Raw genomic sequence first — 22548 nt, 5'->3', positions numbered from 1 at the left:
TGCGTGTCCTAGGCGGAGCGGAGCGCCCGGTCACTCATGGAGCGGGATCCCCGTCCAACGGCCAGGGTGCCGGACTGCACGATTTCGCGGATACCGAACGGCTCCAGCACTGAAAGCAGGGCTGTGAGCTTTTCGGGGTGGCCGGTGGCTTCAATGACGACCGAATCGGTGGAGACGTCGACTACTGAGGCACGGAACAGGTCTGCGGCCTGGGTCACCTGCAGACGTGTCGCGGCATCCGCACGTACTTTGACCAGGATGTGGTCGCGCTGTACGGAAGATTCGGGGGTGAGCTCAACGATCTTGATCACGTTGACCAGCTTGTTGAGCTGCTTGGTGACCTGCTCGATGAGGTCGCCATCGGCGTCGACGACCACTGTCATGCGGGAAACTCCCGGCACTTCGGTGGGGCCAACGGCCAGGGAATTGATGTTGAAGGCGCGGCGGGCGAAGAGGCTCGCAACACGGGTCAGGACGCCGGGCTTGTCTTCAACCAGAACGGAGAGTGTGTGGCGGCTCATGGTCAGTCTTCCTCTTCCCATTCCGGGGTCATGTTGCGGGCAACCTGGATCTGGTCGTTGCTCACGCCGGCGGGCACCATCGGCCACACCATGGAGTTGGGGCTCACCACGAAGTCGATGACCACGGGGCGGTCGTTGATTTCGAGGGCTTTCTGGATGGTGGCATCGATGTCTTCTTCGCGTTCAACGCGGAACGAGGCGCAGCCATAGGCCTCCCCCAGTTTGACGAAGTCCGGGATGCGGACGGTGTCGTGGCCGGTGTTGAGGTCGGTGTTGGAGTAGCGGCCCTCGTAGAAGAGGGTCTGCCACTGCCGCACCATGCCCAGCGAGGAGTTGTTGATGACGGCAACCTTGATGGGGATGTTGTTGATGGCGCAGGTAGCCAGTTCCTGGTTGGTCATCTGGAAGCAGCCGTCGCCGTCGATGGCCCAGACCACGCGGTCCGGCTCGCCCACCTTGGCGCCCATGGCCGCCGGAACAGCGTAGCCCATGGTTCCGGCGCCGCCGGAGTTCAGCCAGGCGTGCGGGCGCTCGTACTTGATGAACTGCGCAGCCCACATCTGGTGCTGGCCGACGCCTGCCACGTAGACACCTTCGGGCCCGGTGAGGGCGCCGATCCGCTGGATGACCTTCTGCGGGGCAATGAGGCCGTCGTCCGGTTCGGTCCAGCCCAGCGGGTAGGTTTCCTTGAGGTTGTTCAGGAACGCCCACCAGGTGGTGAGGTCCGGGGCACCGGAGGCATCGAACTGCGCGCGGACGGCCTCGGTCAGTTCCGGGATGATTTCCTTGACGGAACCCACGATGGGGACGTCGGCGGTGCGGTTCTTGGAAATCTCCGCAGGGTCGATGTCCGCGTGGATGACCTTGGCGTTGGGGGCGAAGGTCTTCAGCACGCCGGTGACGCGGTCGTCGAAGCGGGCACCGAGCGTGATCAGCAGGTCGGACTGCTGCAGGGCGGTGACGGCGGAGACACTGCCGTGCATGCCCGGCATGCCCACGTGCTGCGGGTGCGAATCGGGGAACACGCCCTTGGCCATGAGGGTGGTCACCACCGGCGCGCCGGTTGCTTCGGCGAGGGCGAGCAGTTCGACCGAGGCATGCGCCTTGACCACGCCGCCACCTACGTACAGGACGGGCTTGGTGGCGCCGGCGATCAGCTTGGCCGCCTCGCGCACCTGCTTGTTGTGGCCGCGGGTCACCGGCCGGTAACCGGGCAGGTCGATCTTCGGCGGCCAGGAGAAGGTCATCTGGCCCACCTGGGCGTCCTTGGCGACGTCGACCAGGACAGGGCCCGGGCGTCCGGTGGAAGCCAGGTGGAAAGCTTCGGCCATGACGTGCGGGATGTCGTTGGGGTCGGTCACCAGGAAGGAGTGCTTGGTGATGGGCATGGTGATGCCCACGATGTCGGCTTCCTGGAAGGCATCGGTGCCGATCACGCCGCTGGAGACCTGGCCGGTGATGGCCACCAGGGGCACGGAGTCCATGTGGGCATCCATGATGGCGGTAACGAGGTTGGTGGCACCGGGGCCGGACGTGGCGATGCAGACGCCCACCTTCCCCGTGACCATGGCGTAGCCTTGCGCGGCGTGGCCGGCTCCCTGTTCGTGACGGACCAGCACGTGGTTCATGGTGGAGGCCATCAAGGGGTCGTAGGTGGGCAGGATCGCGCCACCGGGCAAACCGAAAATATCGTCGACGCCGAGTTCTTCGAGCGAGCGGACGATTGCTTGCGAGCCGGTCATCACCGTCGGGGGTACGACGTTGTTCGGCCCAAGGACAGGAGAGACGGCAGCAAGGTCGGCGACGACGGCGGCATGGTCAGCCGCCCGGTCGGCGCGTTCCGGAGCCTTGGCGGCTCCAGCGGACTTGGTAGCCATCAGCGAGGGGCTGATGGGCGATCCTTTGCTCATCGGACTCTTCCTTGTGGATCTTCTCTGGTTCTGGAACTGGTTCAAACGGTGGGAATAAAAAAACCCCTCGGCCTGGCGGCTTTTGAGGGGTTTGCGCGTGACGGTTCGTTACCAGGGGGCTAAGGTGCCACGCGCTTGGTAAGGACGACGACGGTGCCGGCGGTAACGAAAGTCATGCGTTCAGTTTTCCCTCTTGGCAAGATGGGTGTCAACGAGAGACAACCCTATCTCACCATGTGGACTACACTGTCCACTCTTTGATCCTATCGCGGCGGGATGATCCCCCGCCGGCCCGGCGGGCGCGAGCGCTGTCCGGCCGGGGCCCCTCGGATCACCCACTATTAAGCCCTGCCGCCTAGAGCGGGCAAGCTCGGGGCGCGAGACCTGGACAACTCAAATCAGCCGGTCCAGGCTCCCTGGCTGGCGCTGTGGACCAGCTTCGCGTACTTCGCCAGCACGCCCTTCGTGTACCTGGCGGGCAGCGGCTCCCAGCCCACCTTGCGGGCCTCAAGCTCGTCCTCGTCCACCAGCAGGTCGAAGGTGCGTGCGGCGATATCCACCCGGATCCTGTCGCCATCCTTGACGAAGGCGATGGGGCCGCCGTCGACCGCTTCCGGGGCAACGTGGCCGATGCAGAGGCCGGTGGTGCCGCCCGAGAACCGGCCGTCGGTGAGGAGCAGGACGTCCTTGCCCAGGCCCGCCCCCTTGATGGCGCCGGTGATGGCGAGCATCTCGCGCATGCCGGGGCCGCCCTTGGGCCCCTCGTAGCGGATCACCACGACGTCACCGGCCTGGATCCGGCCGTTGTCCAGCGCATCCAGGGCACCCTGTTCGCGTTCGAAGACGCGGGCGGTGCCTTCGAAGACGTCAGCGTCAAATCCGGCGCTCTTGACCACGGCCCCCTCGGGCGCCATGGAGCCGTGCAGGATGGTGATGCCGCCGGTCTTGTGGATCGGGTTGTCCAGCGCGCGGAGGATTTTGCCGTCGACATCCGGCGGATTGATCGCCTCGAGGTTTTCCGCGACGGTCTTGCCCGTAACGGTGAGGCAGTCGCCGTGGAGCAGGCCGGCGTCGAGCAGTGCCTTCATGATGACCGGCACGCCGCCGATCCGGTCGACGTCGGTCATGACGTAGCGGCCGAAGGGTTTGAGGTCGCCCAGGTGAGGGATCCTGTCGCCAATCCGGTTGAAGTCGTCCAGGGTCAGTTCCACCCCGGCTTCGCGGGCGATGGCCAACAGGTGGAGGACGGCGTTGGTGGAACCGCCGAACGCCATGGTGACGGCGATGGCGTTCTCGAAGGCCTTCCGCGTCATGATGTCGCGGGCAGTGATGCCCTGGCGGAGCAGGTTGACCACCGCTTCGCCGGATTTGCGGGCGAAGTCGTCACGACGGCGGTCTGCCGAGGGCGGGGCGGCCGACCCGGGGAGGGACATGCCGAGGGCCTCGCCGATGCAGGCCATGGTGTTGGCCGTGTACATGCCGCCGCAGGCTCCTTCACCCGGGCAGATGGCCTTTTCGATGCGGGTCAGGTCTTCCATGCTCATCTTGCCGGCCGCACAGGCGCCCACGGCCTCGAAGGCGTCGATGAGGGTGACTTCCTTTTCGGAACCGTCCTCGAGCTTGACCCAGCCGGGCATGATGGAGCCGGCGTAGAGGAAGACGCTGGCAAGGTCCAGCCGGGCGGCAGCCATGAGCATGCCCGGGAGGGACTTGTCGCAGCCGGCCAACAGGACCGAGCCGTCAATCCGCTCGGCCTGCATGACGGTTTCGACGGAGTCGGCGATGACTTCACGGGAGACCAGGGAAAAGTGCATCCCCTCATGGCCCATGGAGATACCGTCGGACACGGAAATGGTGCCGAACTGCATGGGGAAGCCACCGCCGGCATGGACCCCTTCCTTGGCGCCCTGCGCGAGCCGGTTCAGCGAGAGGTTGCAGGGAGTGATTTCATTCCATGAGCTCGCGACGCCGATCTGCGGCTTGGCGAAGTCGTCGTCGCCCATGCCGACGGCCCGGAACATGCCGCGCGCAGGGGCTGCGTGGATGCCGTCGGTCACCACCCGGCTGCGGGGCTTGATGTCTGGCTTGCTCACAGTCTCGGTCCGGGCGTCGCTCATAGGGGAAAGTCTAGGGCGCGGTACAGCGGCGAGACGACCATCAACTCCCTATTTCTGACAAATGCCGGCATTTGTCAGGCCGAATGGTGGACTTGCGTCTCACAATCTGGGATGCGCCGCGTTGCTGCCAGGGCGCGCAAGCCTCTCACCTGCGCCTTCTCCTCCCCCTTGTCCACGCCCATGTCTCTGGACAGCGCTGGTGACCCGACGTAGCGTCGGGGCAGGAAACCAACCCATCCGTAACCGAAGGGCTTGCCATGGACATTGTCTTCTGGATCATTCTTATAGTCGTCATCGCCATCGTGGTCTGGTGGCTGCTGAACCGCAGCAGATCGGACAACGCGCCGGGCACCGGCCCTGGCCAGACGCGCGCCGACGGCGCCCTGGAGGGTGGAAGCGCGGCGGCATCCGCGGAAGCCGCCGGGACCGCGGGCATTCCCTCCGCTGCCGGTTTTGGAAGACCGGCTGAACCGGCCGCCCCTGTAACGGCGGAAGAGCCCGTTGACGCAGCCGGCCCGTCCTCCCCGTCCACCCGTGCCGGCGTGCCGCAGGCTGCGCCAGGCGAGGCGGGCACTGGCGGGCCGGACGCTGGCGAGGCCGGCACTGGCGAAGCCCCGGGGATACGCGAGGAACGCCGGCGCCAGGACGAGGCCGAGTGGGAAACGCAGTGGTCCGAAGCTGCTTCTCCGGCACCCCGCACTGGATCCTCCGCAACAGGCACCGGCGCCGCATTGCACCCGGTGGCCGCGGACACACCGGAACCGGCGCCGGCACCAGCACAGCCCGAGCCTGCGACTCCCGCGGGCGAAGCCGCCTCACCAGCAGCGAGGCCGGTCCACCATGACGAGTACACCGGGCCGCATGCCCCCACCCTGCCGGGTGCGGAGACTGCCGCCGTTGAGGATACAGACGACGCCGGGATGCCGGACGGTGCCGTACAGCAGGGGGGCACCCCGGTACAGCAGGAGCCGGCAGGCACGGCGGCAACCAGTGCCGGCGCCCGGCGGGCCTCCGGTGATGCCGCCACAGCCGAGACACTCGACCGCGCGCAGTCTTCGGCCGTCGTCGAAAACGGGGCCGACCATCATGCCAGTGTCCCGGCCGGGCAGGGCGCGGCACTTGCGGAACCCGCGGGGCACCTGGCCGCCGACGAACCCTACGGCGCAGGCTCGGCCGCGCCGGGCCCCGACGGAAGCGGGCCTGCCGACTACACCGTGAAGGGCGACGCCGGCGCCATGGTGTACTACGAAGAAGGACACCCCGACTATGAACAGACCCGGGCAGAGGTGTGGTTCGAGTCGGCCGCGCACGCCGAGGCCGCCGGCTTCCGGGCGCCACGGCGCAAACGGCTTTAGCGGGCCAGGCGGCCTTCCGGCCCTCCGTTGCTGGACGGCTGCCTGCCTGGCGCTGGTCGTGGCGGCGTGCACTGGAAGCCCCGCGCCGCCGCCGACCGGAAGCACAGGCACGCCGGCAGGCACTGCCCCGGTGCTGCAGGTGGCGGAACGGCTGGACCTGCAGCTGGACATCCCCTGGGCCGCAGTCTTCCTGCCCAACGGTACGGGCATCATTTCGGAGCGGGAGAGCGCCCGACTGAAGGCGGTCCGCGATGGAAAAGCGGCGGACCTCGGCAAGATTCCAGGCGTCGTGCCCGGCGGGGAGGGGGGCCTGCTGGGCCTGGCGCCCTCCCCGCAGTTCGCCGCCGACCATTACCTCTACGCCTACCTGACGGCCAAGGACGACAACAGGGTGGTGCGGCTGATTGTCGAGGACAACGGCAGTGGTTCCTTCAGGCTGGGTGAGCCCGAGGCGGTCTTCACCGGAATTCCAAAAGCCGGAACCCACAACGGCGGCAGGATCCGGTTTGGCCCGGACGGATTCCTCTACGTTGGAACGGGCGACGCGCAGCGCCGGGAACAAGCGCAGGACCGAAAAGCCCTGGGCGGCAAGATCCTCAGGCTCACCGCCGATGGCCGACCGGCACCCGGCAACCCCTTCGGCAATGCTGTGTACAGCCTCGGCCACCGCAATGTGCAGGGGCTGGCGTGGGACAGGTCCGGAAGGCTGTGGGCGAGCGAGTTCGGGCCGGACGTGGACGATGAGCTGAACCTGATCCTGCCGGGCGCCAATTACGGATGGCCTGCAGTCACCGGCGCTCCCCACCGCGCGGAGTTCCAGGATGCAAAGGTGGTCTGGCCAGATACCAGCGAATCATCTCCAAGCGGCCTGGAAATAGTCGGGGACACGGCCTACCTGGGAGCGCTCCGGGGCCGGCGCCTGTGGGCCGTCCCGCTGGCCGGGACCGAGGCGGGCAATCCTGTGGCCTATTTCACAGGCCAGTACGGGCGGATCCGGGACGTGATTCAGGCCCCCAGCGGACAGCTTTGGCTCCTGACAAACAACGAAAACCCTGATTTCGTGCTGGTTTTGCAGCCATTCGGGTGATGGGGAGCCCGCTGACCGCGCCGATTTCACTTGCACCAAAAGTTCGTGTAGAGTTTCATGTCGTTGCGGAGATCAACGGGAAAGAAAAAGCCCGGAGATGAACGCAAAGAAGATGCACCTCTAGCTCAATTGGCAGAGCAATTGACTCTTAATCAATGGGTTCCGGGTTCAAGTCCCGGGGGGTGCACCACTGGGAAAACAGCCTCCGGGCCGCGGAAACGCGGACCGGGGGCTGTTTTGTTTTACTTGGTTGAACCCTGTGTCGCAGGCACCTCCGCAGGAGCCGGACATATTTCCGGAAACCCCCATCACCTCCCGCCCCCAATTCCGGGACCCCATCACTACGCCCACGGCCGACCGCACATGCCGTTTGCAGGCGCTCAAGAGCGTGCTGTGGGGCACTCGGTGTGGCCGGTCCTTGCCGAGGCCGCTCGAGCATTTTCCGGGCAAATCCATCCCAATCACCTCATGGGTTCTTACGAGGCTTCGCACGCGCCCGGCGGCAGCTCCGCCGTCGAACTGTATGTGGCTTTAATGGGGCATTCGCCAAACACGGCAGGAAGTGATGGCGCGTCTTAGGGAGAGCGGCAGGAAGTGATCGCGCGTTGAATGGAGCCGAACAAAAAGCGGCCCCGGTCTTTCCCAAGACCGGGGCCGCTGCTGCGGCTTGATGCCGTGCGTTTATTTTGAGGCGTTGTCCAGCAGGGCGCCGGCGTTGCTGGGCGTGGTGGCGAACTGGCTTGCCAGCTCGCGGACCACGGCCTGGAGTTCCTGGCGCAGGACCTCGGGATCAATGGATGCGGACGCCAGGACGGAGCGTTCCATCTCCACGGCGGCCGCCACGGCTTCCTTGCCCCGCTCGGTGAGCGACACCACGTGGCTCCTGCGGTCCGAGGTGCTTCGTACGCGGGCGATGTGGCCGTGGGACTCCAGCCGGCTCAACGTCTTGCCCATGGTCTGCGCCTGAACGCGGACGTATTGGGCGAGTTGGGCCTGGGTCATGGGGCCCTGGGCGTGCAGGACTTCAATCGCTATGACGCCGGCATGGGTAAGGCCTATGGCGCCAAGTTTTTCATTCCAGGAGTGTTCGACGAGGCGGGCAGCAGTGGACAAGAGCCGCCCCGTGGGCCAGTGATCCATATCAGGCATGCAGCAAGTATAGCCAAATGCCGATTAGCACTGGGCCCCGGTGCTTACTAGGCTGTTGTGTCCCGCCTGCAACAAGGAGAAAAACAATGGCTGAAAGACTCGTGATCGGCGACAAGGCACCGGCTTTCACGCTGCAGGATTCGACCGGCAAGGACGTCAGCCTCGCCCCCGGGGCCGGCCGCTCCACCATCGTCTACTTCTACCCTGCCGCGTCGACTCCCGGCTGCACCAAGGAAGCGTGCGATTTCCGCGACAGCCTCGCTTCCCTGCAGGCGTCCGGGTACGACGTCCTGGGCATCTCCCCCGACCCCGTGGAGAAACTTGCAAAATTCGCCGCCAACGAATCGCTGACCTTTCCGCTGCTGTCTGACGCAGACCACGCTGTGGCCGAGGCCTACGGCGCCTGGGGCGAGAAAAAGAATTACGGCAAGACCTACGAGGGCCTGATCCGCTCCACAATCGTGGTGGACCCGGCTGGCAACGTTTCCCTGGCCCAGTACAACGTCAGGGCCACCGGGCACGTCGACAAACTCCGCCGGGACCTGCAGCTCGACGCCTGACCCGCTTCCCGCCTGCCCGTGTCCTGCGGACGCAACGCTACAATGGAACCTGGCATCCGCCGTCGTACGCTTTTGCGTTCAGCCCGGAGGCTTTCGCGCGAGTGGTGAAATTGGCAGACACGCAGGATTTAGGTTCCTGTGCCTTCGGGCGTGGGGGTTCAAGTCCCCCCTTGCGCACCAACATCAAGGATCCCCCGGCCCAGGCCGGGGGATCCTTGCGTTAAAAAGTTCGACGGCGGCGGCGCACTTTTCGTGCCGCACCGAAAAACTCCCCGGATCCACCCATCCGCCCCGGTCCTCCAACCGAATTGCCGGTGAGACACCAGCCAAAGGTTGGTGCTTACCGAAAAGGCAGACTGCACAGCCCGCACCTAAAGTCCGGGCGGCAGGCGAACCATCCAAGGAGAACCGAAATGCAGACCATCAAGCGCACCACTTTCACCGTCGCAGGCGTTGCAGCGGCCGCTCTGCTCAGCCTCACCGCCTGCGGTGGTTCAGGCAGCACCTCGGGGTCGGCAGCGTCATCCGCGCCGATGTCCCCGGCCCCCAGCTCCAGCATGGCGTCGCCGTCCGCCAGCGCCACCACCAGTTCATCGGCAGGCATGATGGATCCCGCTGCGAACCTGGTGGGCCCCGGCTGCGCAGCCTACGCCCAGCAGGTCCCCACCGGTGCCGGATCGGTCGAAGGCATGGCGTTGGATCCCGTAGCCGTCGCCGCCTCCAACAACCCCATCCTGACCACCCTGACCGCGGCCGTTTCCGGCAAGCTGAACCCCAAGGTGGACCTGGTGGACACGCTCAACGGCGGCGAATTCACCGTCTTCGCGCCTGTGGATGACGCCTTCAAGAAGATCGACCCCGCCACCATCGAAACACTCAAGACGGATGATGCGCTGCTCAGCAAGATCCTGACCTACCACGTGGTGCCCGGCCAGATCACCCCGGACAAGATCGCCGGCACGCACGCCACCGTCCAGGGCGGCTCCGTCACCGTGACCGGCAGCGGAGACTCCCTCAAGGTGGACGACGCCAACGTGGTCTGTGGCGGCGTCAAGACCAAGAACGCCACTGTCTACCTGATCGACTCAGTCCTGATGCCCAAGTAGTCCTCCCCCGCCCCCCCCAACACCGGGCCGGGTCCGCCGGACAGAAGTCCAGCGGACCCGGCCTTGGCGCGTCACTCCCCGGCGTGGGGTCTGCTCCAACCCGCGTCCTTTAGACTGGACCCCGGCCCGCAAGAGGCGGAGCGCCGGGATCCAGGGGTGGGAGACGAGTGTCCAGCAGTACATCGCGGCGGACGGTCATCAAGGCCGGGGCCGTCCTCATGGCGCTGGGCGTAACCTCCTGCACCGGCGCGCCATCGCCGTCACCGACCCCGGGATCCCCCAGCTCCACGCCTGCTGCCGAGCCGGAGGCCACCTTCAATTTCGGCACTGCCGCCCAGCCCCTGGGCCTGGACCCGGCCCTGTCCAACGACGTCGAGTCCCAGCGGATCACCCGCCAGATCCTCGAAGGGCTGGTGGGCGTTGACCAGACCACCGGCAAGCCCACCCCCCTGCTGGCCACGGAATGGAGCGAGTCCAACGAGGGCCGGACCTACACGTTCAAGCTCCGCACCGGCATCTCGTTCCAGGACGGCACCCCCTTCAACGCCGACGCCGTCTGCGCAAACTTCAACCGCTGGTTCGCCTTCCCTGCCGAGCTGCGGCGGCAGGCACCCGGCAGCTCCTTCAAGAGCGTGTTCAAGGCACACTCGGACGAGCCCGGGCTGTCGATCTTCAAAAGCTGCACCGCTGTCGCTGCCGACACCGTGCAGATCGACCTGACCCAGCGGTTCACCGCCTTCCTCCAGGCACTGACCCTGCCGGCGTTCGCCATCGCATCCCCTGCGGCCCTTGCCGCCGGCAAAGCCGACGTCCTGGACCAGAACCGCGGCGGCCAGCCACTGTCGGTCTTCGCCACGAACCCGGTCGGGACAGGCCCCTTCACCCTGTCCGCCTGGGGCACGGACAGCGTCACGCTGACCACCAACAAGGCGTACTGGGGGGACCGCGGCCACATCGCCACCATCAACTTCCTCGCCTACAACCATCCCCAAACCCGCCTTCAGGCCCTGCTGGACGGCAAGATCGACGGCTACGATTCGGTGACCGTGGGGAACTTCGACCAGCTGGTCAAGCGCGGCAAGCAGATCGTCCAGCGCGACCCCTTCTCAGTCATGTACGTGGGCATGAACCAGGACGTGCCGGTGCTGCAGAACCAAAAGATCCGCCAGGCGGTGGAACTGGCCATCGACAAGGAAACCCTGATCCGGAAGTTCTTCATCGACAACACCGCCAAGGCCACCCAGTTCGTCCCGCCCAAGATCAGCGGCTTCAACAACGATGCCCCGGAGCTCGGCCACGACCCCGCCAAAGCCAAGGAATACCTCAAGGAGGCCGGGTACGCCGGCGAAGAGCTGAAGTTCTACTATCCGCTCAACGTCACCAGGCCCTACCTGCCGACGCCCGAGAAGGTGTACGCCGAGCTCAGCCGGCAGTTGACGGCGGTGGGCTTCAACATCCGGCCGGTCCCGGTGGACTGGTCGGACGGCTACCTCCAGAAGGTCCAGTCCCCCGGCGACCACGCGCTTCACATCCTGGGTTGGAACGGCTCCTACTCCGATGCCGACAACTTCGTCGGCCCGCTCTTCGGGGAGAAGAACGGCGAGTTCGGGTACCAGGACCCCCAGGTGTTCTCCAAGATCAACCGCGCCCGTGGGCTGCCGGAGGGCAAGGAACGCGATGAGCAATATCACACCATCAACGCCCAGATCGCCGCGACGGTACCGGCTGTGCCGATTGCCTTCCCCATCTCCGCGCTGGCCCTCTCCGACCGGGTCCTGGGCTACCCGGCATCACCGGTCTTAAATGAAGTTTTTACGAAGGTCCAACTAAAGCCTTGACGGGCCCGTTCAATTTCAGTATGCGGGCAGGGCGGGGATATTCTGTGACAGCCAGAGCCGCTGCAATCGGAGACTGATCGTGACCTTCATTTCCAAGACCCCACATGCCGACGTCGTCCTGATTGGCGGCGGCATCATGAGCGCAACGCTGGGGGCATTCCTCAAGCAGCTGGAGCCGGACTGGACCATCTCCCTGTTCGAACGGCTGGACCAGCCCGGGCTTGAAAGCTCCGACCCCTGGAACAACGCCGGAACGGGCCACGCCGCGCTTTGCGAGCTCAACTACTCCCCTGCAGCCAAAGACGGCTCAGTAAACCCGGCAAAGGCGCTGCTCATCAACGAACAGTTCCAGCTGTCCCGCCAGTTCTGGTCCCACCTGGTGGACCAGAACCTGATCGGCTCCCCCAAGGGCTTCATCAACACCGTCCCGCACATGAGCTTTGTCATCGGCGAAGACCACACCCGGTTCCTGAAGACCCGCTACGAGGCGCTGAAGCCGCACACCCTCTTCCGGAGCATGGAGTACTCCGAGGACCACGCACAGATCGCCAAGTGGGCGCCGCTGATCGTCAAGGGCCGCGACCCCAAGCAGCGCATCGCGGCCACCCGCGCCGCCGAGGGCACCGACGTCGACTTCGGGGCCCTGACCCGCGAGCTGACCACTTACCTCGGGAACAACGGCGTCGAAATCAACTACGGCCACGAGGTCACCGGAATCTCCCGGGCGTCCGACGGCGGCTGGGACCTGTCGCTGAAGTACCCCAAGTCGGGCGAGCACGGCAAGATCCACGCCAAGTTCGTCTTCGTCGGCGCCGGCGGCGGCGCGCTGCACCTGCTGCAGGCCTCCGGTATCCCGGAAAGCAAGGGCTACGGCGGGTTCCCTGTCTCCGGGCAATTCTTCCGCTGCACCGATGAGACCATCGCCGCCCAGCACAGCGCCAAAGTTTATGGCCAGGCTTCCGTGGGCGCTCCCCCCATGTCGGTACCGCACCTGGACACCCGCTACGTCAACGGGAAGCGCTCGCTGCTGTTCGGACCGTACGCCGGCTTCTCCACCAACTTCCTCAAGAACGGTTCCTACCTGGACCTTCCGCTGTCCATCCGCCCGGGCAACATCATCCCGATGCTGGCCGTGGCCAAGGACAACATGGACCTCACCGCCTACCTGGTCAAAGAAGTTGTCAAGAAGCATGACCAGAAGGTCGAGGCACTGCGCGAGTACTACCCGGAGGCCAAGAGCGGGGACTGGGAACTGATCACTGCCGGCCAGCGTGTACAGATCATCAAAAAGGATCCGCAAAAGGGCGGCATCCTCCAGTTTGGAACCGAAGTGATTGCCGGCCGCGACGGCTCCATCGGCGCGCTCCTGGGCGCGTCGCCCGGAGCCTCCACCGCCGTCCCCATCATGATCGAACTGCTGCAGAAGACGTTCCCCAGGGACTTCAAGGGCTGGCAGTCCAAGCTCAAGGACATGATGCCCGGCTACGGGGTCAAGCTCGACGAGAACCCGGAGCTTGCCGCCGAGCTGGAACGGGCTACCGCCAAATCCCTCCAGCTGGAGAGCGTTTCCGCCAGCCGCTGACCCTGCAGGGGCCAGCGGCTGGCACCCCAGGGCCTGTACCAGTCACTTAACCCCTCAGGAGACCAACAATGTTCCGGCTGGCACACCTGTCACTGGCAAACCGGGCCCTGATCGCGCTGATCACCGTCTTCGCTTCGGTCTTTGGCGTGATCACCATGTCCTCGCTGAAGCAGGAGCTCATCCCCTCGATCGAGTTCCCGCAGATCACGGTGCTGACCGCCATGCCAGGTGCGTCGCCGGAGGTGGTGGACAAACAGGTCAGCGGACCGCTGGAAAAGGCACTGAACGGCGTGGAGGGGCTGGAATCCACCTCCTCCACGTCCCGCACCGGAGTCTCACAGATCACGATGGTCTTCACGTACGGCTCCAACCTGGACCGGGCGAGGAACCAGATCGACAGGGCAATCTCCAACGCCAAAAGGACACTTCCCAGCGACGTCCAGCCACAGGCAATCGCCGGAAGCATCAGCGATTTCCCCATCGTGTTCCTCGCCGTATCGTCTGACAAGCCCCTCAGTGACCTCAACGCAGACCTGCAGCGCCTGAGCGTTCCCCGGCTGCAGAAGATCGACGGCGTCCGCAGCGCCGATGTGACGGGCGGCGCCTCCCAGCACATCGAAATCCTTCCCCGCCCCGATGCGATGGCAGCGTCGGGCGCCAGCGTGACCGCCATCAGGGATGCCCTTTCCAACAACGGCGCCCTGGTTCCCGCCGGCACGCTGGAGGACCAGGGCAGGACGCTGTCCCTGCAGGTCGGCAGCCCGGTCGATTCCCTCGATGCCATCAAGGCACTTCCGCTGGCCGGCGCGAAAAATGCCGCAACCATCGGCTCGGTGGCCGACGTTTCCCTCAAGGACGACGAACGCACCTCGATCACGCGCACGAACGGCGCCGAGACCCTCGCCGTCTCCGTCACCAAAAAGCCCGAAGGCGACACCGTCGGAATCTCCCACGCGGTCCGGGACAGCCTGGACGAGCTTGAGGCAGAGCTGGGCTCCAACGCCAAGTTCACCCCCGTGTTCGACCAGGCTCCGTTCATCGAGAAGTCGATCAAGGACCTCACCACCGAAGGCCTGCTGGGCCTGGGCTTTGCCGTCGCCGTCATCCTGCTCTTCCTGATGTCCGCGCGTTCCACGCTGGTCACGGCGGTGTCCATCCCGCTGTCACTGCTGATCACGTTCATCGGCTTGTCCGCCACCCGCTACTCGCTGAACATCCTGACGCTGGGGGCGCTCACCATCGCCATCGGCCGCGTGGTGGACGACTCGATCGTGGTCATCGAAAACATCAAGCGGCACCTCAGCTACGGTGAGGAAAAATCCGCCGCCATCCTGACCGCCATCCGTGAGGTGGCCGGGGCCATCACAGCATCCACCCTGACCACCGTGGCTGTCTTCCTGCCGATCGCGTTCGTGGGCGAACTCGCCGGCGAACTGTTCCGGCCCTTCGCCCTGACCGTCACCATGGCGCTGCTGGCGTCACTGCTGGTTTCCCTGACGATCGTCCCCGTGCTGGCCTACTGGTTCCTCAAGAACCCGGGCGCAGTCCCCGGCGGCTTGCCCGCAGGATCGCCGGAGGCCCGCCGCATCGCAGCCGAGGCGAAGGCGAAGGCCCACGACGCCGAACAGCGCAGCCGGCTGCAGCGCGGGTACCTTCCCATCCTGCGGACCACGCAGAAGCACCCCGTCATCACCCTGCTGGCCGCCGTCCTGGTGCTGGGGGCCACCGGTGCCATGACACCCCTGCTGGCCACGAACCTGCTGGGGAACTCGGGCCAGAACAGCATGACCGTGCGCCAGGTGCTGCCCGCGGGCACCAGCCTGGCGGACACCAGCGCTGCTGCCATCCGCCTCGAGGAGGTCCTTCGCGGCATCGACGGCATCAAGGACGTGCAGGTGACCTCCGGAAATGCCCAGGCAGGCTTCGCTGCGCTCACCTCCACCGGCTCCTCCAACTCCACCTTCACCGTGGTGACGGATGAGAAGGCGAACCAGGAACGACTGCAGGAGACCGTACGCTCGGAGCTTGCCAAGGTGCCTGGCTCCGGCAAAGTCTCCGTGGGCACCCAGCAGGGCGGCTTCGGTACCTCGTCCACGGTTGACATCACCCTGAAGGCCGCCACCAGCGCCGACCTGCAGGCAGCCAGCGACGCCATGGTCTCGGCCATGGCCGGCGCACCAGGAACCAGTGAGGTGGCCAGCAACCTGGCTTCCAGCAACCCCGTGGTGCAGGTCAAGGTGGACAGGGCCAAGGCGGTAGCCGCCGGGCTGAACGAGGAACAGGTGGCAGGGGTCCTGGCCTCCACCATCAGTCCCATCCCCGCCGGCACGGTGCGGATCGACACCAACGACTTCCCTGTCCGGATCGGCCAGGGCACGAAGTTCACCAGCATCGACGCCGTGCGCAACATCCCGCTGCCGGCGGGCGGCCGGCCCGTAACGCTGGGCAGCATCGCGTCCGTCGAGCAGGTGGACGTGCCCGTCTCCATTACCGCCAGCAACGGCCAGCGCACCGCCAAGGTGTCCGTTACGCCGTCGGGCGCCAACCTGGGTGCGTCAACAGCGAAGTCCAGAAGCGTCTGGCCGGCGTCCAGCTGCCGCCAGGGGTCACCGCCGAACTCGGCGGCGCCACCACCCAGCAGGCCGAATCCTTCCGGCAGCTGGGCCTGGCCCTGCTGGCGGCCATCGCCATCGTGTACGTGATCATGGTGGCCACCTTCAAGTCCCTGGTCCAACCCCTGATCCTGCTGGTCTCGGTTCCTTTCGCAGCCACCGGAGCCGTGGGCCTGCTGCTGCTCACCGGTGTCCCGCTGGGCCTTCCGTCGCTCATCGGCATGCTGATGCTGGTGGGCATCGTGGTCACCAACGCCATCGTGCTGATCGACCTCATCAACCAGTACCGGCAGCCGCGCGAGGGCCGTCCCGGCATGAACGTTGCTGACGCCATCACCCACGGTGCGCGCCAGCGCCTGCGGCCCATCCTCATGACGGCCCTTGCCACGGTGTTCGCCCTGACCCCCATGGCGCTGGGCCTTACCGGTGGAGGCGGGTTCATTTCCCAGCCGCTTGCGGTGGTGGTGATCGGCGGCCTCGTGTCCTCCACCGCCCTGACCCTCATCCTGGTTCCGGTGCTGTACCGGCTGGTGGAGGGCCGGCGCGAAAGGAAGGCGCTGCTCCGGGACATGCAGGCCCGCCCGGAGTTCGGCCCGGCCCCCGACGTCGACGCCGAGTTCCAGGATTGGACCACCGGCCAGGTTCCCAAGGTCAGCGGCCGCCGCGCCGCTCCCGGCGGAGCCGAATAGCCCTGCACCTTCCTGCCATGCCCGTGCCGCTCCCGCGGCGCGGGCATGGCTGCGTTAACCCCCGGGATGCGGCAGGCCAACGTGGGGAATAATTCCTGCGCGGCCGCGTTACAGTAGGCGATAGATGCAAATGCATCTAAATTGGGCTAGACTGGAAACAAGCCCGGCAAGTCCACGAACGGAAAGAGGCACATCATGCAGATCGGTGTTTTCAGCGTCAGCGACATCACCACGGATCCCACCACAGGGCGCACCCCCACCGAGCACGAGCGCATCAAGGCCTCGGTGGCGATCGCCAAAAAGGTCGAGGAAATCGGCATGGATGTCTACGCACTGGGCGAGCACCACAACCGCCCCTTCTTTTCCTCCTCCCCCACCACCACCCTCGCCTACATCGCCGCCCAGACCGAGCGCATCATCCTGTCCACGGCCACGACGCTGATCACCACGAACGACCCCGTCAAGATCGCCGAGGACTTCGCCATGCTCCAGCACCTGGCGGACGGGCGCGTGGACCTGGTCCTCGGGCGCGGCAACACCGCTCCGGTGTACCCGTGGTTTGGCAAGAACATCCAGGACGGCGTGGAGCTGGCCATCGAGAACTACAGCCTGCTGCGCAAGCTCTGGGACGAGGACACCGTCAACTGGTCCGGCAAGTTCCGCACACCCCTGCAGAACTTCACCTCCACCCCGCGCCCGCTCGACGGCGTGGCTCCCTTCGTATGGCACGGCTCCATCCGCACCCCGCAGATCGCGGAGGTGGCCGCATACTTCGGCGACGGCTTCTTCGCCAACAACATCTTCTGGCCCAAAGAGCACTACCAGCAGCTGATCGGCCTCTACCGGGAGCGCTACGAGCACTACGGCCACGGCAAGGCGGACCAGGCGATCGTTGGACTCGGCGGCCAGTTCTTCATGCGGAAGAACTCGCAGGACGCCGTGAAGGAGTTCCGCCCCTACTTCGACAACGCCCCCGTCTACGGCCACGGCCCGTCGCTGGAGGACTTCACCTCGCAGACCCCGCTGACCGTGGGCAGCCCGCAGGAAGTCATCGAGAAGACGCTGACCTTCCGCGAGCACTTCGGCGACTACCAGCGCCAGCTGTTCCTGATCGACCACGCAGGCCTGCCGCTGAAGACCGTGCTGGAGCAGCTGGACTTGTTCGGCGAGGAAGTGCTGCCCGTCCTCCGCAAGGAGTACGCGGCCCTCAAGCCGGCCCACGTTCCGGAGCCGCCCACGCACGCAGGCCGGGTTGCCGCCCTGCTGGCGACACAGGAATCCGACGCCGCGGTTTCGGAGGCGTGATGGCTGCCGGAGGCTCCGAATCGCCTGTCCGGCTCGCTGCCGAGGCATGGGAGTCACTGTTCCGGGCGCAGGTTGCGGTGATGCGCAAGCTGCAGTCCGGGCCGGCCTTCCGGAAGCTCGCCGTCAACGAATACGACGTCCTGTTTACGCTTTCCCGCTGCCCGTCAGGCTGGCTGCGGCTCAACGAGCTCAACGACAACGTCCTGCTGAGCCAGTCCAGCCTGAGCCGGCTGGTGGAGCGGCTGGAGAAGCGCGGACTCGTGGCCCGCATGCCGGCACCGGAGGACGGCCGCGGCGTACTGCTGAAACTGACGGACGAAGGCCGGGAGCTCCAGAAGGAAATCGGCCGGGAGCATGTGCGGGACATTTCCGCCCTGGTGACTCCCGCTTTGACCCCGGCCGAGCAGAAGGAACTGGTCCGGCTCACCGACAAGCTGCGGAACTCGCTGGGTTCCGTGCCCCGGAAGCGCTAGCCTAGCGCCACCAGCTGCGTGGGGTCCTCCGCCGGAAGGGCGCCGTCCACCACGGCTGTCACCCGCAACTGGTTGAGGGTGAGGCTGCCTCCCACGGTGGAGAGAAAGGCGGTGTCGGACGAGTCCCGGCCGGCCGTGATGCGCAGCATCGACTCCCGCGGGGCAAGCCCTGTGGGGTCGATGACGTGCCAGGCCCCTTCCACGTAGGCTTCCGCCACGGCATGGAAATCCATCGGGCTCAGCCCGGGTGCATACACGGCAGCGAGGCGGGCAGGAATGTCCTTCGAGCGCAGCAGCGCGATGGCCAGGTGGGCGAAGTCCCTGCAAACGCCGCGCCTGCTCAGCAGGGTTTCCACCGCACCGTCCGTACCCCGGGAGGAACCGCTGAGGTACCGCAGTTCCCCATTGACCCAGTTGCGCACAGCGTGCAGCAGGCCTGCGCCCTGCACGCCCTCGAATTCCGCGTAGGCGGTGGGGAGCAGCCGGTCCGATTCGGCGTAGCGGCTGGGGCGGACGTAGCGGATCCGGTCTGCCAGGCTGGCCTCTTCCGGCTCGCCGCGTCCGGTCACGGTGGCGGCGTACTCCACGGTGACCTCAGCCGGCTCAGTGAACTCCATGTAGTGGAAGCGTCCCCCGTGGTGGTCCGCAATTTCAGTCAGCGGAACGTCATTGCCGCCCGCGACGACGGACAGCGTCTCGTCGAAGGATGAATACCCGCTGTTCCTCGCTGCGGCGATGGCCATGGCCACCTTGGTGTTGGGGGCGGTCCTGAAGACCAGGCGTGCGGAAACAGAGCGTTCCATGTCTCTCCGGGGGATGTCGGGGGCGGACGGAAAGTCGCGTGCCCCGGCGCCTCATGGGAGCGGGCAGCGGGACTAGTTTTTGACCTTCAGCGACATTAGCATCCGCTGCACGTTGGCGAAGTCTGAGCTTTCGTCCACGTACTGCGCGGCCTGGCCCAGCGTGTCGAACGCCTGCACGGGAGCCACTTTCTCGTCCGGAGCGAAGGCCTTCAACGAAACCACGTCGCCGAAGGAATAGTCGCCCTTGCCCGCCGGGCCGCGCACCACGTTGCGCAGCTCGCACGCCTGCCCGTCCGCCCCGCCCACAACGTTGGTGATGCCGTAGGAACCGAAGAAACGGTAGCCCTGGATCACCCGGTAAACCATGCGGGGAGGGATGGTCCCTTCCCCGCCTGCAGCGGGCAGTTCCATGGGCACGCTGCTAATCACGGTGTAGGGGCGGCGTGCAGCTTCGGGGCAGTCGCCGGACGACGGCGGCAGTCCCGTCCGCAGGGCTGCCATGAACGTTCCGTCGGGCTTCTTCACTTCCACCTTCAGCGCACCGGCAAGGGCACCGTCCTCCGGGGGCACCGACTGTGCGATCCAGTCCTGCGGCAGGTCAAAGCTGATGGTCTTGCCGGGATCCGAGAAGGTCTTCCAGGATGATGCGGTGGGAACCGCCCGCGGCCCTGTGGGTGATGCCGGTCCGGAAGGGGACGCAGCGGTGGATCCGGCCGGCGTAGATGTTCCGGGGACCGGCGTGGCCGTGGATGGGGAGCCGGTGCCGGCTCCCGTGTGAGCTGTCCAGCCGGGGTCCTTCGGCTGCGGGCCCGCGCACCCCGCCAGGAGCAAGCCTGCGAGCAGCAGGGACGCCCCGGAAACAACCCTCGATCCTGCCGTGCCTCTCATGGAAGCCAGCCTAGTGGCGCACGGCAGCCATCACGGTGCCACCACGCTGGCATGTCACACCCTTCCGTCACCCCGCCCGGCGCCGCCCCGCAGCACGGGCACCGGCCCGGCGTGTCGCCGTCGTACGCTTCCTGCCGCGGCCGGGCACTAGGCTTGAGGCTATGGCGGAAGAGCAGCACGGCGCAGCCGAAGAAAACCCCGCGGACATCTCCGCCCTGGACATCGCCGACTGGCGGCTGCGCACCTTCGCGATGTACGACAACGTCCGCAAGCTCGCCGCCGACAACCCCGCGGAGGCGCACTCGTACTGGCGGCACCAGCGGGACCTGATGTTCGCCACGCACCCGGCGTCCGCGCTGACGCGGGCAGGACGGGCAAGCTTCGCCGGGCTGAAGACCGCCTACTACGATCCGATCTACCGCTTCCACGTGCCTCTCACCAAGGAGGGCGCCGGCCGGGAAATGAGCGTGGACACGGGGACCGACGGCGTGGTCAACTTTGTCCGGCTGGGCACCTTCGACCTGCCGGAGATGGGCCAGCTCGCGGTCTGGAAGATCCATGGGTACGGCGGCGGAATCTTTGTTCCGTTCCGCGACGCCACCGCCGGCCAGCCCGGCGGCAGCTACGGAGCGGGGCGCTACCTGCTGGACACCATCAAAGGCGCCTTCCACGGCGTCAACGGGACCGGGCCCGGCGCCACGTTCGTCCTTGACTTCAACTTCGCCTACAACCCTTCCTGCGCTTACAACGAAGCGTGGGCATGCCCGCTGGCCGGCCCCGCCAACAGGCTGGCCGTCGAGATCCCCGTGGGCGAGCTGTACTGACCCATGGCTTCTTCCACCAGGCGCCTTGCCCGCGTCCGCCCGCTGCCGGCATGAGGGAGGGCGGAACTGCCCAGGTTGCGCTGGAGCCGTCCACGCGGCGCCTCCCCGCCAGGAGGCACCACCGGGGCATCCTGCGCTTCCCGGTGGTCCGGCAACTGATCCGGTTTTCCGGCGTCGGTGTCGTCTGCACCGCGGCGTCCCTGGCCCTGTACGCGGTGCTGCGGCCATGGCTGGGGGCCCAGCTGGCCAACGCGGTGGCGCTGGTGGTGACGTCGCTGCTGAACACCGCGTTGAACCGCAGGCTGACGTTCAAGATCGCCGGCCAGCAGCGGCGCACCCGGGACCACCTCCACGGCCTGGTGGTGATTGCCGTGGCGCTGGTGATCACCGGCGGCAGCCTGGGCGTGCTGCACTGGTTCAACCCCAATGCCTCGGTGGGGGACGAACTGACGGCCACCACGCTGTCGGGCTTCCTGGCCACGGCCGTGCGCTTCAGCCTGCTGCGGCACTGGATTTTCCGGCGGGCACGCCACCGCTAGCCCCCCGGGGCGGCGCACCGGCGGCAAAGACTCAGTGCGCTCCCAGCGCTTTCACGCCGGCGACGGCGGTCCGGACGGCCGCGGCGGCTGCCTCCAGGTCATCCCGTGTGACCGAGGCGTCAAAGCTGAAGCGTACGGCTGTCTGGGCAACCTCGGCGGGAATCCCCAGGGCGGTGAGCACGGGCGAGGGCGCGTCGGAGCCGGCTGCGCACGCCGAGCCGCTGGAGCACACGATGCCCTGCCGTTCCAGTTCAAGGAGGACCGCTTCGCCGCTGGTTCCCGGGAAGCAGAACGAGGCGATGGACGGCAGCCGTTCCGTGGGGTGGCCGGTAAGGACGGCGTCGGGGACTCCGAAGAGCACGGCGTCGATGAACCAGTCCCGCAGGGCGGCCACCCTCCCCTGCTGCTCCGCCTGGCGGCCCTGCGCCAGCGTCAGCGCGGTGGCCATGCCCACCGCGCCGGCCACATTTTCGGTGCCCGAGCGGCGGCCGCGCTCCTGCCCGCCGCCATGGACCAGCGGCTCCAGCCGCGTGCGGCTGCGGACGTACAGCAGTCCGCAGCCCTTGGGAGCACCCAGCTTATGGCCCGAGATGCTCATGGCGTCCACGCCCAGACCCCGGACATCGAGCGGCAGCCATCCGGCCGCCTGCACCGCATCGGTGTGGAAGGGAATGCCGTGCGCGTGTGCGAGTTCCGCCAGCGCGGCGATGGGCTGCACGGTACCCACCTCGTTGTTGGCGTACATCACGCTCACCAGTGCCGTCTCCGGCCGCAGCACCGCGGCCAGCGCCTCCGCCGTCACCCGTCCGGCGGCGTCCACGGGCACCACGTCCACGGTGAAGCCGTGGAAGCGCTCGAGGTACCGGGCGGATTCCTCCACCGCGGGGTGTTCGACGGCGCTGATCACCACCCGGTCCAGCTCCGGCCTGGCTGCCTGCCGGGCCAGGGCGATGCCCTTGAGGGCGAGGTTGTCCGCTTCCGTCCCGCCGGAGGTGAACACCACTTCCGCGGGCCGGCAGCCGAGGACTGCGGCCACCGAGGCGCGGGCGCCTGCGAGCGCGGTTGCCGCAGAACCGCCGAGCGCATGGTGGCTGGACGGGTTTCCGAACTCACCCGTGAGGTAGGGCCACATGGCGTTCAGGACCTCACGGCGGACGGGGGTGGTGGCGGCGGCGTCAAGGAAGATCACG

General features: G+C 66.7%; 17 protein-coding genes, 2 tRNA genes and 1 pseudogene. 13 read left to right on the top strand and 7 right to left on the bottom strand.

From position 1 onward, the window contains the following. Positions 1-8: 8 nt before the first annotated feature. The 3 genes from ilvN to ilvD form a co-directional block, all read right to left on the bottom strand. Entirely contained in the window at positions 9-521 is a 513-nt protein-coding gene (gene ilvN / locus AC3IMC_RS05295) for an acetolactate synthase small subunit (RefSeq protein WP_043453275.1), read from the bottom strand. A gap of 2 nt (positions 522-523) precedes the next feature. Then, positions 524-2431 carry an acetolactate synthase large subunit gene (locus tag AC3IMC_RS05290; RefSeq protein ID WP_490917354.1) on the bottom strand — a complete coding sequence of 636 codons (1908 nt, stop codon included), beginning with the start codon at positions 2429-2431 and terminating at the stop codon, positions 524-526. Positions 2432-2829: 398 nt separating this feature from the next. Continuing rightward, positions 2830-4548 carry a dihydroxy-acid dehydratase gene (gene ilvD, locus AC3IMC_RS05285; RefSeq protein ID WP_490917353.1) on the bottom strand — a complete coding sequence of 573 codons (1719 nt, stop codon included), beginning with the start codon at positions 4546-4548 and terminating at the stop codon, positions 2830-2832. A 257-nt stretch (positions 4549-4805) separates the two neighbouring features. Between ilvD and AC3IMC_RS05280 the strand changes: the two genes are divergently transcribed. The 3 genes from AC3IMC_RS05280 (at position 4806) to AC3IMC_RS05270 (ending at position 7180) form a co-directional block, all read left to right on the top strand. Then, a complete protein-coding gene (locus AC3IMC_RS05280) occupies positions 4806-5903 on the top strand; it encodes a sunset domain-containing protein (protein WP_490917352.1) in 1098 nt (365 codons plus the stop codon). 58 nt (positions 5904-5961) lie between these two features. Next, on the top strand, positions 5962-6990 hold the full coding sequence (locus AC3IMC_RS05275; protein WP_490917351.1) for a PQQ-dependent sugar dehydrogenase: 1029 nt from the start codon (positions 5962-5964) through the stop codon (positions 6988-6990). A gap of 114 nt (positions 6991-7104) precedes the next feature. Continuing rightward, positions 7105-7180 (top strand) — tRNA-Lys (locus tag AC3IMC_RS05270). 491 nt (positions 7181-7671) lie between these two features. Here the strand turns inward: AC3IMC_RS05270 and AC3IMC_RS05265 are convergent. Then, positions 7672-8130 (bottom strand): MarR family winged helix-turn-helix transcriptional regulator, encoded by a 459-nt coding sequence (locus AC3IMC_RS05265; protein WP_490917414.1) that lies wholly within the window; start codon positions 8128-8130, stop codon positions 7672-7674. 95 nt (positions 8131-8225) lie between these two features. On the opposite strand from AC3IMC_RS05265, the gene bcp reads away from it, so the two are divergent. The 8 genes and pseudogenes from bcp (at position 8226) to AC3IMC_RS05225 (ending at position 18304) form a co-directional block, all read left to right on the top strand. Next, entirely contained in the window at positions 8226-8699 is a 474-nt protein-coding gene (gene bcp, locus AC3IMC_RS05260) for a thioredoxin-dependent thiol peroxidase (protein WP_490917350.1), read from the top strand. A 95-nt stretch (positions 8700-8794) separates the two neighbouring features. After that, positions 8795-8879 (top strand) — tRNA-Leu (locus AC3IMC_RS05255). 233 nt (positions 8880-9112) lie between these two features. Then, complete coding sequence (locus AC3IMC_RS05250; protein ID WP_490917349.1) at positions 9113-9805, top strand: fasciclin domain-containing protein; 693 nt, start codon at positions 9113-9115, stop codon at positions 9803-9805. Between the two features lie 218 nt (positions 9806-10023). Then, on the top strand, positions 10024-11643 hold the full coding sequence (locus tag AC3IMC_RS05245) for an ABC transporter substrate-binding protein (protein WP_490917413.1): 1620 nt from the start codon (positions 10024-10026) through the stop codon (positions 11641-11643). Positions 11644-11722: 79 nt separating this feature from the next. Further along, entirely contained in the window at positions 11723-13225 is a 1503-nt protein-coding gene (locus AC3IMC_RS05240; RefSeq protein WP_490917348.1) for a malate:quinone oxidoreductase, read from the top strand. Between the two features lie 68 nt (positions 13226-13293). Further along, positions 13294-16526 (top strand): annotated as a pseudogene (locus AC3IMC_RS05235) (efflux RND transporter permease subunit). 195 nt (positions 16527-16721) lie between these two features. Further along, positions 16722-17831: an LLM class flavin-dependent oxidoreductase gene (locus AC3IMC_RS05230; RefSeq protein ID WP_490917347.1), complete on the top strand. Its 1110-nt coding sequence runs from the start codon at positions 16722-16724 to the stop codon at positions 17829-17831. Further along, positions 17831-18304 (top strand): MarR family winged helix-turn-helix transcriptional regulator, encoded by a 474-nt coding sequence (locus AC3IMC_RS05225; RefSeq protein ID WP_490917346.1) that lies wholly within the window; start codon positions 17831-17833, stop codon positions 18302-18304. Before AC3IMC_RS05230 ends, AC3IMC_RS05225 begins: the two co-directional genes overlap by 1 nt. Here the strand turns inward: AC3IMC_RS05225 and AC3IMC_RS05220 are convergent. Both AC3IMC_RS05220 and AC3IMC_RS05215 read right to left on the bottom strand, forming a co-directional pair. Beyond that, on the bottom strand, positions 18301-19107 hold the full coding sequence (locus AC3IMC_RS05220; RefSeq protein ID WP_490917345.1) for a transglutaminase-like domain-containing protein: 807 nt from the start codon (positions 19105-19107) through the stop codon (positions 18301-18303). The genes AC3IMC_RS05225 and AC3IMC_RS05220 overlap by 4 nt on opposite strands. 72 nt (positions 19108-19179) lie before the next feature. Continuing rightward, positions 19180-19995, bottom strand: coding sequence for a hypothetical protein (locus tag AC3IMC_RS05215; protein WP_490917344.1), 816 nt, complete (start codon positions 19993-19995; stop codon positions 19180-19182). 161 nt (positions 19996-20156) lie between these two features. Between AC3IMC_RS05215 and AC3IMC_RS05210 the strand changes: the two genes are divergently transcribed. Then, positions 20157-20819 (top strand): DUF1684 domain-containing protein, encoded by a 663-nt coding sequence (locus tag AC3IMC_RS05210; protein ID WP_490917343.1) that lies wholly within the window; start codon positions 20157-20159, stop codon positions 20817-20819. Positions 20820-20869: 50 nt separating this feature from the next. Next, the gene (locus AC3IMC_RS05205; RefSeq protein ID WP_490917342.1) at positions 20870-21358 is read left to right on the top strand and encodes a GtrA family protein; all 489 of its coding nucleotides are present in this window, start codon (positions 20870-20872) and stop codon (positions 21356-21358) included. Positions 21359-21389: 31 nt separating this feature from the next. Here the strand turns inward: AC3IMC_RS05205 and AC3IMC_RS05200 are convergent, their stop codons facing one another. After that, complete coding sequence (locus AC3IMC_RS05200; RefSeq protein WP_490917341.1) at positions 21390-22547, bottom strand: cysteine desulfurase family protein; 1158 nt, start codon at positions 22545-22547, stop codon at positions 21390-21392. Position 22548: the final 1 nt, after the last annotated feature.

Source organism: Arthrobacter sp. E70, assembly GCF_058266945.1.
The sequence above is the reverse complement of the archived record's forward strand: the minus strand, read 5'-3'. Positions and strand labels throughout refer to the sequence as shown.

Coding starts and splice junctions, on each gene's coding strand:
- AC3IMC_RS05250 (WP_490917349.1), top strand. CDS start 9,113: ATGCAGACCATCAAGCGCACCACTTTCACCGTCGCAGGCGTTGCAGCG.
- AC3IMC_RS05205 (WP_490917342.1), top strand. CDS start 20,870: ATGAGGGAGGGCGGAACTGCCCAGGTTGCGCTGGAGCCGTCCACGCGG.
- AC3IMC_RS05245 (WP_490917413.1), top strand. CDS start 10,024: ATGGCGCTGGGCGTAACCTCCTGCACCGGCGCGCCATCGCCGTCACCG.
- AC3IMC_RS05215 (WP_490917344.1), bottom strand. CDS start 19,995: ATGAGAGGCACGGCAGGATCGAGGGTTGTTTCCGGGGCGTCCCTGCTG.
- AC3IMC_RS05230 (WP_490917347.1), top strand. CDS start 16,722: ATGCAGATCGGTGTTTTCAGCGTCAGCGACATCACCACGGATCCCACC.
- AC3IMC_RS05220 (WP_490917345.1), bottom strand. CDS start 19,107: ATGGAACGCTCTGTTTCCGCACGCCTGGTCTTCAGGACCGCCCCCAAC.
- AC3IMC_RS05210 (WP_490917343.1), top strand. CDS start 20,157: ATGGCGGAAGAGCAGCACGGCGCAGCCGAAGAAAACCCCGCGGACATC.
- ilvD (WP_490917353.1), bottom strand. CDS start 4,548: ATGAGCGACGCCCGGACCGAGACTGTGAGCAAGCCAGACATCAAGCCC.
- AC3IMC_RS05280 (WP_490917352.1), top strand. CDS start 4,806: ATGGACATTGTCTTCTGGATCATTCTTATAGTCGTCATCGCCATCGTG.
- bcp (WP_490917350.1), top strand. CDS start 8,226: ATGGCTGAAAGACTCGTGATCGGCGACAAGGCACCGGCTTTCACGCTG.
- AC3IMC_RS05225 (WP_490917346.1), top strand. CDS start 17,831: ATGGCTGCCGGAGGCTCCGAATCGCCTGTCCGGCTCGCTGCCGAGGCA.
- AC3IMC_RS05290 (WP_490917354.1), bottom strand. CDS start 2,431: ATGAGCAAAGGATCGCCCATCAGCCCCTCGCTGATGGCTACCAAGTCC.
- ilvN (WP_043453275.1), bottom strand. CDS start 521: ATGAGCCGCCACACACTCTCCGTTCTGGTTGAAGACAAGCCCGGCGTC.
- AC3IMC_RS05265 (WP_490917414.1), bottom strand. CDS start 8,130: ATGGATCACTGGCCCACGGGGCGGCTCTTGTCCACTGCTGCCCGCCTC.